Source organism: Vulcanisaeta distributa JCM 11217 (genome assembly GCF_001316005.1).
Classification (GTDB): Archaea; Thermoproteota; Thermoprotei; order Thermoproteales; family Thermocladiaceae; genus Vulcanisaeta; species Vulcanisaeta distributa_B.
In genome coordinates, this window is sequence record NZ_BBBJ01000001.1 from 220948 (window position 1) to 234321 (window position 13374).

Here is a 13374-nt window from a genome sequence, read left to right on the forward strand (position 1 = left end):
ACTTAGAAAATGATTTTGCCAGGTATTTAAGTATTGATGCTGTTAAGAAATGCATTAAATACCCTGCCATTAGCATTATGCGTGGCTTCATTAAACGAACTAGGAGGTATCATTAGGGATGTTAGGGACTTGGTTGATGATGCCATAATTATGTATAGGAGGGTTCGCTGGTCAATGATTAGGTTTGCCAATAATGAACCCACGATAGCCAATAACTGGGTAACTCATGAAACAACGATATACGTTGCCAAGTCGAGGAGGTATTTAACGGCGTCACTCTCTACGTCGGATATAAACGCTATTAAAAATAAGATTCAGGAGTTGCTCAGGGAATTAAATAACATGCCGGAGGATGAGTTTTACGTACCGTTAACCCATGGTGAGAGGCCAAGCCGGTTAATTGGTAAGTATGACGGCAGAATTGAGGGAGAGACCGATAAGTTAATTGATGGGTTAAACGAAGCAATCCAGGCATCGCTCAGTGAGGGTTCGCAGAGAAATGCGGGTGCAATGACCTTCGGTGTTGAGGAACGTTATTATACCGATAATGCTGGGCTTGAGCTTGAGGATAAGGCTTCCTTCGTGACTCTCACAATTAGGGCGTTTATTGATGATTTAACTGCAACATCAGTATCAATATCCAATACCCTGGATGGATTTAAACCAAAAGATGCGGGTGTTGAGGCAGGCCGCTTAGTGAGGATAGCCAAGGATTTACCTGAGGAAAGTGTGGATAGTGGTCGGTATAATGTAGTTCTTGGTCCATTAGTGTCAGCTCACTTATACGGCTTAATGACTGCTGTGTGGTTTAACGCCTACTCAGTAATAACAGAAATGTCAGGCATTTCTAAGAATGATATTAGCAATACCATAGCTAGCGAGGGATTATCAATAATGGATTTATCAAGCGACCCCCCCAGCGCCTTTGGTTCAGAGTCCTTTGATTATGAGGGCAATAAGACAATGAACATGGAGGTAATAAGGAGGGGAGTACTCACTGGGTTACTACATAATAATAGGACGGCCGCTAAATTCAATACAACCAGTACAGGTCATGCAGTTGGTAATTGGTTACGGCCGAGGCCGAGGCACGTGGCGATAGGCACAGGGCAATTACCCAGTGATATTGAGGCGATAGCAGCTGAGCTTGGGAATGGCATTATCGTAACGAATAATTGGTACACAAGGTTTCAGAATGTTAAGGAGGGCGTATTCTCAACGGTCGTTAGGGATGTGGCGTTTTTAGTGAAGAATGGTAAGTTAAGTGCCAGGATTCGTGGATTAAGAATTGCGGATTCCTTCAAGGCATTGCTTAGGAACTTCGTCGACTCAAGCAGGGAGGCTAGGCAGGTTTATTGGTGGGACTCGCCACTACCTGGCACGGCACCGTATGTGTTAATTAGGGATTTAAACATATCAAAGGGTTAACGCGGCGCCTTCAAAACCCTGACGTTAGCCACCCTAAAAGTGGGTCCACCTAAGTAGACAGGGACTCCTTGCTCCGGGTTACCCTTGCCGCAGGTTCCTGGGTAAAACCTGAGGTCGTTGGCTACGGCATCCACGTTACTCCACAATGTCTTTGTGTCGACCTCGATGAATGGTTCCCTAACCATGTACTTCAGATCTCCATTCTCTATGTAGTATGCCTCGAAACCCCCCCCATAACGCCCAAACCAGCGTTTATCGTCAATATTCCACTCAGTATATGAGGCGATGTACAGCCCCCTCCTGGTCTCCCTGATTATCTCCTCGGGCTTCCAATTACCCGGTGCTAGGTATGTATTGGCCATCCTCGGTATTGGCTCCTTATCAAACTCGCTGGCCCTAGCGGCGGCATTACTTGTTAACCCAATGTATGATGCGTACTCCCTATTCATTAAGAATTCATTAATCACCCCCCCATTCCTAACCAGGAACCTTGGCCTGGCAGTGACGCCTTCTTCATCGACTAGGTAGAAGCCGTAGCTATTGGGTATTGTTGGGTCATCAATTATCGTGACCAATTCACTGCCAATTCTGTAATTACCCAGGTAATCCGGCCTGGCATATGACTCGCCTGCCTCGGCACCCTCCCTACCCATGATCCTATCCAACTCCAGTGGATGGCCTATGCTCTCATGGACCATTATGCCCGCTAACTCGGGGCTTAGTACTACATCCATTACCTCGTCATGGGGAAGCGGCTTAGCCTTATCAAGCACGTCCTTAATTACGCTAACCTCCCTATCAACCTCCCCATCAACGCCGCTTAAAACTTCAAAGCCTCCCGAACCACCGAATTCAATATTCCTCTGGCGCTGCCTTTCTGCGGGTCATAGGCTATTAATGAACCGAATAGATAGACCCTGGGTACCCTGCTCCTAACGTAGGCCCCCATCACTAGTTATAATTAACTTCTCAGTAATGGTGGTGCTTAGATATAGGTTTCTAACCCTAATCCTAGGTTCAACCCTAGCATGAGCATCAAGCTCGCTTAAGTACTTAATTAAGTACTCATTTGATAAATCCTCAACCCTAACCCTCTGGCTAACATCATACGTAATCCTAGCCAGCCTCTCCCTACTAATGCTCACCTTCCTCCTCCTAAGCCTAGCCACAGACCTAGCCAACGACACAGCCCTACCAACAGCATCCCTAACCGACTCCCAATCAGTATTACTCGTCGCGGCAAAACCCCACATGCCATCAACCAAGACCCTAACCGAAACACCGCCATAGGAATAACTACTCAATGACTGAAGAACACCATTCCTAACATTAACAAACCTAACAGCATCAACTTGATACCTAACCTCGGCATACGAAGAGCCGCTGCTCAGGGCGATGTCAAGAGCCTTAGTCATTACATCCTCAGGCAAGCTCATTAAGTAGACGTTAAATAACGGCTTTATAGACATTATGTTCTGTTGATTTTTACGCTGGAAATCAGTAAGGATGTCCCTCATCAGGTTTCAGGGTCTAGGGATTCATCATAAACGTGATCAATAAGTTTATGCGTGAATATATTGATTTTCCTAATTAAACGAAAGCTAAACGCTATGTATACTAGTATGGGTCAGACTTGCCAGGTAATCAGCATCAAGTCAGCCAACCCTCTCTCGTCACTGTAGACATCCATTATCCATTCACTTAAAGCCTTTACTCCAGAGAAATAAAAATCAGCAGTGGTCTTTCACTTCACAGATCCGATACTGGGCCCTCATCACGAAATATTCATATTCACATTACAATTTATGCACTTCTGTTTAACTCCGCAGAGCTCGTCATATTTAATCGGAGACGTAATCACGAACTGCTTACTGAACCTGGCAATAATCATACCTTGATTACAAAGCATTGTTTGAGGCCCTCCAGGAATGAGTTTAACACCAACTCGTCCATAAGTATGGATACTAGTATGAGGCTTAACTAGGTTGTATAATAATCGTAATTATCGGCTTATATGCATGATGCATTGTACTTATATGCATGACTCGGAGGAATTGAATGTAAAAGTGGTGGGCCCGGTGGGATTTGAACCCACGACCTACGGGTCTGGAGCCCGCCGCTCTGGGCCTTGCTGAGCTACGGGCCCAATTAGGTATATTCATTGTTTGTTTTTAAGTTTTTTGCGGTGTTTGTGATGTACATATCTAGTACCTATTGTAAAACGCCTGCCTTAGAGTTGATCCTATTAATCCGATCACCGCCTTGGCGTGTGGTATTGGGAATCCATAAAATCCGTGGGTTACTCCGTTGAATCTCACAGTTACTGTTGGTACCCCCCCTGCCTCGGCGAGTTTCGTTGCGTAGGTTTCTGCGGAGTCCCTTAGTGGGTCGTACTCAGAGGTTATTACTAGGGCTGGTGGTAGGTTGCTTAGGTTGTCCACGAGAATTGGTGAGAACCTTGGGTCAAAGGCATCAGCAGGGCTCCTTAGGTAGGCCTTATTGAAGAATGCCATGGCTTCACGTTCGAGGAATAGGCCAGTGGAGTATTCCCTCATCGTGTATGATGCCAGGTCAACACCAATGAATGGGTTTATTAGGACTTGATACTTTAGGGCTGGTTTTAATCCCTGGTCCCTAGCCATTATTGCCACTACGGCGGCTAGGTTACCACCAGCGCTATCGCCACCCACTGCCACCTTCTCAGGGTCTCCATTAATTTCCCTGGCATGCTCAAGGGCCCACTTAGTTGAGTCGAAGGCGTCAATTACGGCTGCAGGGAATTTATGTTCTGGTGCTAATCTATAATCCACGGAAACTACTACGCAGTCGCAGGCGACAGATAACTCTCTGCATAGTGGGTCGTAAGTCTCAACATCACCAAGTACGAAGCCACCACCATGTAGATAAACAAGTACACCGAAGTCGTTGCCCTCCCTAGGCACGTAAACCCTAGCTGGTATTTTCGTCTCCGTCCCAGGTATCATTATATCGAAAACTCTATAAATAGGTCTTTTTGGTTGTGACGTAAAGAATGCCCTAAACATCTTTCTAAATTCGTCAAGTGGAATCTTCGTCATTTGGGGGGGCATCACCTTATTTAGTTCCTCAAGGAATCTCCTAACTGCAGGGTCAAGGGGGGGCATGCCATTATTTCGGTCTAAGTCTCTAAAGTATTCACTCTATATAGAGCATAGTCAGCGTCCTAAACCACACTCCCATCTATACCTATGTTTAACTTAACCCAGTTAGATACAATACATATGGGAAGGTCAGGGACCGCATCGGAATCGGCTACAATTATTGACTCATCCTCCCTCTAAACAAGAACTAAACCGCAGAATGTACTTATTGGTACTCTAGCAATTGAACTGCTCATTAAGTTAAGGCCAATTAACTTATCACTGCCAGACCTAATGATCTTTACTATTAAGTTGCTTGGTGCTTTATTTATTGGCATACTTTCGCTGAGTGTAATATGGCATGCCATGTAATGCTAATCCCAATGCTATTAGTAATTGAAAAATAGTATTAATCGCCTCAAGTTTAAACAGGCAATCTTTGGTGACGACTTCTTAATTGTTTTGATATTAACAATAGTCATTGCTCCCTCACGATTACGGCCGGGTTATAATTCATAATTGGCTTCATGTTCAATTTCGTTCTTAGCCTGTCCAGACCATCATAGTGCTAGTTAACTATAAAGGCTTCATTAAGAATGTTGGTTATTAGAGTGCTGCAGCCAAGCGGGTAAGATCGCCTTTGGCATATTGGGCTTATTCATGGTTGGTCTTGGTATTTACTCATTTTTCACTCCCAGCGGTTAGGGGAAGCACTATTTTTAAACTGGTACTTGGCGCCTCAATGCTGTGGTTGCTACTGAAAGTATTAGGTTGAGGAGTTACTTGTTTAATTACCCCCCCGTTAATAGGCCCAGGAGACTTAGGTCAAACGTCCTCGTTAGGAATATGGTTGCTGAGACGATGCTTAGGCCTGATGATTTCGTGATGCCAATATTCGTTAGGGAGGATATTAACGAGCCAGAGCCTATTAAGTCACTACCTGGACAGTACAGGTGGCCCCCCCTTAATGACAAGCTAATTAACTTTGTTGATCAGTTAGTCAGTTCTGGCATTAGGTCTGTTATTTTATTTGGCATACCTGAGCATAAGGATGAGTGGGGTAGTTCGGCGTATGACGAGCATGGCATAATACAGAGGACCATTAGATTCCTTAAGGACTCCTTCGAGGATAAACTCATCGTAATGGCCGACGTATGCCTCTGTGAGTACACAGACCATGGCCACTGCGGTATTGTTAAGAAGTTGCCGGATGGTAGGTACATAGTTGATAATGACTCAACAATAGAGCTCTACGCTAAGACCGCGGTGACCTACGCCGAGTCCGGTGTTGATGTTGTTGCGCCGTCCGGATGATGGATGGGCAGGTTAAGGCTATTAGAGAGGCCCTTGATAGGGCCGGCTTTAGCGACGTTATCATAATGGCCTATAGCGCCAAGTATGCGAGCTCGTTTTACGGCCCATTCAGGGAAGCCGCAGCTAGTGCACCTAAGTTTGGTGATAGGCGTAGTTACCAGATGGACCCGAGGAATGCGCATGAGGCTCTTAAGGAGGTTGCCATGGACATTAATGAGGGCGCTGACATAGTAATGGTTAAACCGGCAATGCTTTACCTTGATGTTATCAGGCTTGTGAAGCAGAACTTCCCTGAGGTTCCGTTAGCTGCTTACCAGGTTAGTGGTGAGTATGCCATGCTTAAGGCAGCGATAATGAATGGTTGGCTTGATGAGAAGAAGGCCGTTCTTGAGTCATTAATCGCCATTAGGAGGGCTGGAGCAGATTTAATAATCACGTACTTTGCAAAGGATGTTGTTAATTATCTAGATGAAATTGAGAGACTCTTCTAATTAATGACTTGGTCTAAAAATAAGTATTTATTCAATATATTTATTTTTATTCTAGAGAAAGCAATATAAATCCCTCAAATCATATCATGGCGACCAGTATGAACCTTAGTCAATTCCTGGCAGATAGGTCAAAATTAATGAGGGCTTCTGAAATTAGAGAATTATTGAAGTGGGTTACAGAGAATGTTATTTCCTTCGGTGGCGGAATGCCTGACCCATCCTCATTCCCTGTTAAGGAGATAATAGAAATAACGAGGGATGTATTATCAACTAAGGCAGAAAAGGCACTTCAATACGGAACCACCGGCGGTGTAACGGAATTAAGGGAGGAAATAGTCAAGTTTATGGGTAAGGAGGGCATTAAGGTTAATGGTCCTGAAAACATAATAATCACTGTTGGTAGTCAGGAGGCCCTTGACATAATTGGCAGGTTATTCATTAACCCTGGGGGGGATTACGTAATCACTGAAAGCCCAACATATCTAGCCGCGTTGCAAGCCTTTAGGATTTATGGTCCCAGGATAGTTGGTGTGCCCATGGACAATTATGGGATTAAGGTCGATATTCTCGAGGATACGATCAAGAAGATATCTGAGGATGGTGGCAAACTTAAGTTCATATACGTGGTGCCCACGGGGGGCAGAATCCGACGGGTATCACAATGAGTATGGAGAGGAGGAAGGCATTGCTCGATATCGCCAGTAGGTATGATGTATTAATAATTGAGGATGACCCATACGGCTACATATACTTCGGTGATGAGGAGCCGCCAGCGAGACTTAAGGCGATGGATAGTGAAGGTAGGGTTATCTACCTATCCACATTTAGTAAGATTGCAGCACCTGGGCTTAGGCTTGGTTGGGTTGCGGCTAGTGATGAGGTTATTAGGTGGTTTGAGCTTGCCAAGCAGTCCATTGACCTGCACACATCAACTCTCAACCAATATATTGCAGCTGAGTTATTGAGGAGAGGCGTCATTGAGAGGAATATACCGAGAATTAAGGAAATCTATAGGTCAAAGAGGGACCTAATGCTTCAGGCGTTGAGTGAGTACATGCCTGAGGGTGTTACCTGGACTAAGCCATCAGCCGGCATGTTCATTTGGTTAACAACGCCTGAGAAGATAGACACGGGAGAGATGCTTAGCGTGGCTATTAAGAAGTATGGTGTTGCGTATGTACCTGGTAAGTCCTTTTATCCAAATGAGGATAGGCACAATGACATGAGGCTGAACTTCACATACCCGACGCCGCAGCAGATATTTGAGGGTATTAAGAGACTGGCGCTGGCAATTAAGGAGTACTTATCTCAGTAGCTTTAGGTTTCTCAGAAATTTCATGGAGTTTCACGGTAAGTTTATCGTAAGTACCGCGGGTCTATACTTCACGAATCCTTATAAGCTACTAAGTAGCCCCCCCTAACTCAATGCAGAGAGGTAGCACTAGCGATAATGCCATTAATGAGCTCGATATTAATAAACTAGGTAATGTGCTGGGAATCGTTGAAAAGAGCGTCAACGAGAATAATAGGTTAATACTTACTGTGAGTTCAAGATTTAGTTATAATGACTTAATTAGCAAGTTATTCATTGGTTCATACATAGTAGTGGTTGATGCGTCAACAGGTAATGAGGTGCTTCTTAGGGTTAGTAAGGTTGAGAGTGTAATAAACCCGCCACTATCAATAAGGGGGGGCGTTAACTCGACGTATATTAGGATTGTCAGTGATTTCGTAATATCACGAATAAGGGAGAATGGGGGGGCATTTCGATACGCATCATTGCTTGTAATACCCATTAATGGTAGCATGGTTATCTACCCAAGTAGTGAGGTTATTAGAGGATTCCTTGGATTAACGGGAAATTTGACATTTGGCAAGACATTAATTAATGGGTATGACATACCAATAACCCTCAGTGAGGATGCACTTAGTAGGGGCTTATTAATAATGGGTCAGCCAGGTTGTGGTAAGTCCTTCTTCATAAAGAGGTTGATTAAGGAATTATACTCAATGAGTAGTTATGAAAACATAGTAATATTTGATAGGACAGGTGAGTATACGAAGGATCTCATTGAGAATGGAGTTGATGCGTCAGTGCTAATACCGGTGGACCTTATGAAGTTAGGTAGGCCGGCTGATATCGATGAGTTGAAGAAGTACATCGCAGACAAACTACGGATACTTGGATTTCAGAGGAGGGTTAGAATTTCAATGAGTATGTCGAAGAGCGACGGGGGTTGAATTTAATGTTGATTTTCAGAGGAAGGGACTTGGTAAGTTAAGCATTATGCCGTTATCAATAAGATTTAGGTGGTTTATTGAGAGGGCGGTTAATTACCTGGATCCGGAGATTAAGTATGTAATTACCACATTAATGATGGACAATGAGAAAGCCCTTAACACTGTACAAAGCTTCATCAGCGCCATTAAGGATCCAGAACTTCTTAATATAATTGGTAGGGGGCCGATAAATAAGGCCATTGATCTGGCATACTCATTGAAGGACACTGGATTCTTTGATGCGATGGTTAACATTGGCGGTGAGAACATGGATATTTCAGTGTTCAGCCCCATAAGGGTTTTGAGGAGTAGGATTGCGATTATTGATCTTCATGAATTACCTGACTCATTAATGAGTATTTATGAGACATTGCTCATAGAGGACATTATTAAATGGTTCATAGGATCCAGGGATAATAAGGTTATAATGATTGTGGATAACGCGGAGGGCCTCATGGGTAATAAGGACTTACTGAATTCGCTAATTAATAATATAAGGATTGGTAGGTCCCATGGCATATTCTTCATAGTAGCCACTAGGTTATTCTCGAAAAAGCTGTATAGAGAGTTTGGAAACCTCATGTTGATGAGGATGAATGGGTCGGTGAAAATTGGATGCCAGGAGAGCGTAAACCTACTTAATAATGAGTTCATCTTAATCTCTCCATGGTTAAATATTAACTGCATAAAGGGTTCAATAGCGTAATTCTTAATTAGTGGTTACGACTATTGCACATAATGGCGGTTATAATAGCTGAATTACCACCGCTGAGAAAAATTGATAATGTAGATAATTACCTGAATATGATTAGTGGCGTTATTGATTACGTGACGCACATCGACATCCCTGATTCCACATTCGCAAACCCATCGGCAAATGCAATACTCATAGGTGCATTAATTAGGCGTAAATTTAATATTGAGGTTATTGCAAATGTTAGGGTTGCTGATCACAATAAGGTTGGTCTTACGGCATTAATAATGGGCGGCTTAATCAATGGCGTTAGGAATTACCTATTAATGAGGGGTGACTTGGGGGCCGGGCGTTACGGCTGTCCCTGATTTAACACCAGTAAGCGCAATTAATTATTTAAGGGATGCTGAGCAAATAAGCGGTGCTAGGTTTGGTATTTCCATATCAAGTTTTGAGGAAAGCTACATAAGGGAAAGACTAAGTGCCAAACCTGACTTTGCAATGCTTCAATACACATTGTCAATGGAGGACTTAATGAGGGTTTTTACCGTGAATAAGGAGTTTAACGTCGATGTTTACCCAGCATTACTAATAATTACTAATAAGTCAGCTAAAATAATAGGTAGGATACTCAATACTGAGGTTCAGGTAAAGCCTGACCCAATAGGTGATGCGGTTAATAGAGCCCGTGAGCTACTGAGGTACTTCCCCGGTATTTACCTATCGGCCCCCCCAGGGGGGGACTTTGAAGCGATAGCTGAAACCGCAAAAGCCTTAAGGAAGTACCTATGATTCTTCCTGATTCTCTTCCTCCTCACCAGGTAATCTAAGCAACGACTTTATCTGCTTCTTTGCCGGGGGGGCCTCAACCTTAGCCTCAAGCCTATCCCTATACATGGCTATTATCGTATCCACAATACTCAGTATTGCCCTAGCCGTATCCGAAGTGGAGTACTTCATTAGGAAGGGCTCTCCAAGATCATTGGACTCACCAATCCTTGGGTCAAGGGGGGGTATCATGCCTAGGTACGGCACACCGTACTTATCAGCCATCTCCTTACCAATCAACTTCCCAAAGATGTAGTACGTCTTACCCGACTCAGGACAGTAGAAGCAGCACATGTTCTCGATTACACCGGTTATCGGTATTTTAACCTTCCTCGAGAAATCAATGGCCTTCTGCACAATCCTCTTTGAAACATCGCTCGGTGCAGTCACTATTATGCTACCGGTCATCTCATTAGCAAGGGCCTGTGCTATTGTTAATGGGGCATCGCCGGTACCTGGCGGTAAATCAATGAATAAGGCATCCAACTCACCCCCCCAGCGTACATTACCTAGGAAGTCCTTAATTGCCCTATCAACTAATGGGCCCCCCCTCCAAATAACAGCCGTATCGTCAGTGGGCAGTAGGAAGTCCATGGAGACCACCTTTATGCCGAATGGGCCTTCGGCAGGTATTATCTTCTCATCCTCACTAAGGTAAAGATTAGCGCCAACTAAACCAAGCAACTTAGGTATTGTTGGTCCATACACATCAGCATCAAGTATGCCAACCCTATAACCCCTCATTGCAAAGCCCAGCGCCAGGCTTGCCGTGACAAAGCTCTTACCAACACCGCCCTTGCCACTCATTATTGCGAACTTCGTTTTAATGGTCTTCATTGTCTGGGCTATCTCGCCTGTGTCTAATGGCCCGGCCTTCTGCACAGAGACCCTAATCTTACCTCCACCTTGACTGCTTTGTGATGACATGCGTATTACAACTACACTTGATGTATTTAAAAATCAAACTCCTTAAGCCATTATTTTTAGTACTGTGATATGAAGTCCTCAACCTTCGGAATCTCCTTAGGCAATCCCTTCCTCTCCCTAATCTTCATTATCATATCCATTAGCATGTTCTCAGGGACTGGAGACCACCTTGAGAACTGAAGGCTCCAGAACACCCTACCAGCAGTTGCACTTCTAAGCTCATCACTTAGGGTGAATGATTCAATGACGGGTATCTCGCCCTTAATCGTCACCATGTACTCAGACTGAATCATATCAAGTACCTTACCCCCCCTATGCCTATTCAACACACCGATCACGGAGCCGATGTTCTCCTGCGTCGTCTTAGCCTCTATTGATAGCATGGGTTCAAGCAGTGTTGGTTTGGCTGCCAGTATTCCAGCCATTATGGCATTCTTCGTGGCAGGCATTATCTGAGCCGGACCCCCCCTGTGCGCTGGGTCCTCGTGAACCACCGCATCATGCAGTACCACCTTTATACCCCCCCTAACAGGTTCCTGAGCCAGTGGACCTGCCTGTATTGACCACCTAAAGCCCTGCACTATGTAATCCCTAACCTCCCTAAGGTACTGAATACCTGTTGTCTTATCAACGAAGACGTTGATGTACTGCTCGTCAACAGCCCATATGCCCTGGCTCATCAGTGTCCCAGCCAGCTTTCTCCCTAAGTATCTTCGCCCTCTCCCTCGGGTCCTGGTCATCCGTTACCTCGCCAAGTTGTATAAGCCTTATGGTCTCCTCATCAAGCGGTTCAACACTTATGTAAAGCTTATTGTGCTTGTTCGGAGACTTACCCTCAAATGTCGGTGATGCAGTCCTAACAGTCTCCCTAAACCTAACTAGTGGCTGTGAAACAGTGAAATCAAGCTTAGTCCTCTCCTTAAGCATCCACGTAGCTATCTCTAGGTGCAGCGTACCAACACCGCTGAGCAGTACCTGCCTGTCTCCTCATCAATCTTTAGGCTTAGTGTTGGGTCCTCAATCGTTAATTCCTTAAGGCCCTCAACAAGCTTCGCCAGGTCATTTGGATTCTTGGGCTCTATGGCCACTGTAACCACAGGCTCGCTTATGTACTTCATCCTCTCGAATGGTGCCGCCACATCCTTAATTGAGGCAGCAACTATCGTCTCGCCAGCCCTCGCATCATCAACGCCCAGTAAGGCAACTATGTTACCGGCCGGTACCTCAGGTATTACTATTCTATTCGGACCCATGTATAGGTAAGTCTGTAGAACCCTCTTTGTCGTCTTTGCATTTATTAGGTAGACCTCGTCACCCTCCCTAATAGTGCCACTGAACACCCTGCCAGTGGCTATTAATCCTGCGTGTGGGTCCTTATTCATTTTGCTAACGGCTATCACTGTTGGGCCGTCAGGGTCAGCCTCAAGCAATGCCTTACCGAGTGGTGAGTTTATGTCTCCCCCCCTCCAGATCTTCGGTATCCTGTACTTCTGGGCTACGTTTGGTGGCGGTACGTGCTCGACGATCATGTTCAAAATAGCCTTATAGAGTGGGAATTCCTGCGCCAGCTCATCGACGTAGTTCTTCTCGTAAGCATCAACAATATTGCTGAACTTAAGACCTGCCTTAGCGGCCTGTGGTATTGTCACACCCCCCCACTTATGGAGCGCTGAGCCAAGCGCGACTTGACCCTTAGATGGATCAACCTTCCACTTGTCCTTGAAGGCTGGGTCCGCGTACATGTCGATTAGGTTGTTGAAGTCCTTAACGATCTCCACAATCCTCTGCTGGATCTCGTTGGGGGGGCTCAGCCTAAGCTCCTTGATTAACCTATCAATCTTATTGATAAAGAGTACTGGCCTAACCATCTCCTCCATTGCCTGCCTAACCACAGTCTCCGTCTGCGTCATAACACCCTCAACCGCATCAACGACGACTAACGCGCATCCATAACCCTGAGAGATCTCGTAACATGGCCCGTGAAGTCCACGTGACCCGGCGTATCAACGAAATTAATTATGTATGGCTTACCTTCATACTCGAAGTATAGGCTTATGTTAGCGGCCTTAACGGTCATCTGCCTTAACTGCTCGATTTCGACATAGTCCATTGCCAATGCCTTACCAGCAACCTTGGGGCTAAGTAAGCCGGCACCCATTAGCAGTGAGTCTGTGGTTGTTGTCTTGCCGTGATCAACATGAGCAAGAGTACCTGCGTTTCTAACCTGGGCAGGATTTCTCATTATTGAGAGTATATCCTCAATCTTCTTCTCGATAATCCTAACTGCCATCGA

Annotated in this window: 8 protein-coding genes, 1 tRNA gene and 4 pseudogenes; 7 read left to right on the forward strand and 6 right to left on the reverse strand. The window is 45.0% G+C overall.

Annotated features, from left to right (window positions below):
* The first annotated feature begins 81 nt into the window (after positions 1–81).
* Positions 82–1428 (forward strand): TldD/PmbA family protein, encoded by a 1347-nt coding sequence (locus tag JCM11217_RS01340; RefSeq protein ID WP_054841901.1) that lies wholly within the window; start codon positions 82–84, stop codon positions 1426–1428.
* On the opposite strand, the pseudogene JCM11217_RS01345 reads toward JCM11217_RS01340, so the two are convergent.
* From JCM11217_RS01345 to JCM11217_RS12435, 4 genes and pseudogenes are all read right to left on the reverse strand, one after another.
* Positions 1425–2864 (reverse strand): annotated as a pseudogene (locus JCM11217_RS01345) (TldD/PmbA family protein). The gene JCM11217_RS01340 and the pseudogene JCM11217_RS01345 overlap by 4 nt on opposite strands.
* A 631-nt stretch (positions 2865–3495) precedes the next feature.
* A tRNA-Trp gene (locus tag JCM11217_RS01350) sits at positions 3496–3574 on the reverse strand.
* A 58-nt stretch (positions 3575–3632) separates the two neighbouring features.
* Entirely contained in the window at positions 3633–4571 is a 939-nt protein-coding gene (locus JCM11217_RS01355; RefSeq protein ID WP_054841821.1) for an alpha/beta hydrolase, read from the reverse strand.
* 173 nt (positions 4572–4744) lie between these two features.
* Positions 4745–4885: a hypothetical protein gene (locus JCM11217_RS12435; protein ID WP_243677945.1), complete on the reverse strand. Its 141-nt coding sequence runs from the start codon at positions 4883–4885 to the stop codon at positions 4745–4747.
* 409 nt (positions 4886–5294) lie between these two features.
* Here JCM11217_RS12435 and hemB point away from each other — a divergent pair.
* The 6 genes and pseudogenes from hemB (at position 5295) to JCM11217_RS12455 (ending at position 10118) form a co-directional block, all read left to right on the forward strand.
* Positions 5295–6352, forward strand: a pseudogene (gene hemB / locus JCM11217_RS01360) (porphobilinogen synthase).
* A gap of 98 nt (positions 6353–6450) precedes the next feature.
* A pseudogene (locus JCM11217_RS01365) lies at positions 6451–7667 on the forward strand (PLP-dependent aminotransferase family protein).
* A 110-nt stretch (positions 7668–7777) separates the two neighbouring features.
* The gene (locus JCM11217_RS12440) at positions 7778–8593 is read left to right on the forward strand and encodes a DUF87 domain-containing protein (RefSeq protein WP_243677946.1); all 816 of its coding nucleotides are present in this window, start codon (positions 7778–7780) and stop codon (positions 8591–8593) included.
* Positions 8594–8639: 46 nt separating this feature from the next.
* A complete protein-coding gene (locus JCM11217_RS12445) occupies positions 8640–9338 on the forward strand; it encodes a hypothetical protein (protein ID WP_243677947.1) in 699 nt (232 codons plus the stop codon).
* A gap of 32 nt (positions 9339–9370) precedes the next feature.
* A complete protein-coding gene (locus JCM11217_RS12450; protein ID WP_243677948.1) occupies positions 9371–9694 on the forward strand; it encodes a hypothetical protein in 324 nt (107 codons plus the stop codon).
* Positions 9660–10118 carry a hypothetical protein gene (locus JCM11217_RS12455; RefSeq protein ID WP_243677949.1) on the forward strand — a complete coding sequence of 153 codons (459 nt, stop codon included), beginning with the start codon at positions 9660–9662 and terminating at the stop codon, positions 10116–10118. Before JCM11217_RS12450 ends, JCM11217_RS12455 begins: the two co-directional genes overlap by 35 nt.
* Here JCM11217_RS12455 and JCM11217_RS01380 read toward each other — a convergent pair.
* Together JCM11217_RS01380 and JCM11217_RS01385 are read right to left on the reverse strand one after the other, a co-directional pair.
* Positions 10113–11081, reverse strand: coding sequence for an Mrp/NBP35 family ATP-binding protein (locus JCM11217_RS01380; RefSeq protein ID WP_054841822.1), 969 nt, complete (start codon positions 11079–11081; stop codon positions 10113–10115). The genes JCM11217_RS12455 and JCM11217_RS01380 overlap by 6 nt on opposite strands.
* 56 nt (positions 11082–11137) lie before the next feature.
* Positions 11138–13371, reverse strand: a pseudogene (locus JCM11217_RS01385) (elongation factor EF-2).
* Positions 13372–13374: the final 3 nt, after the last annotated feature.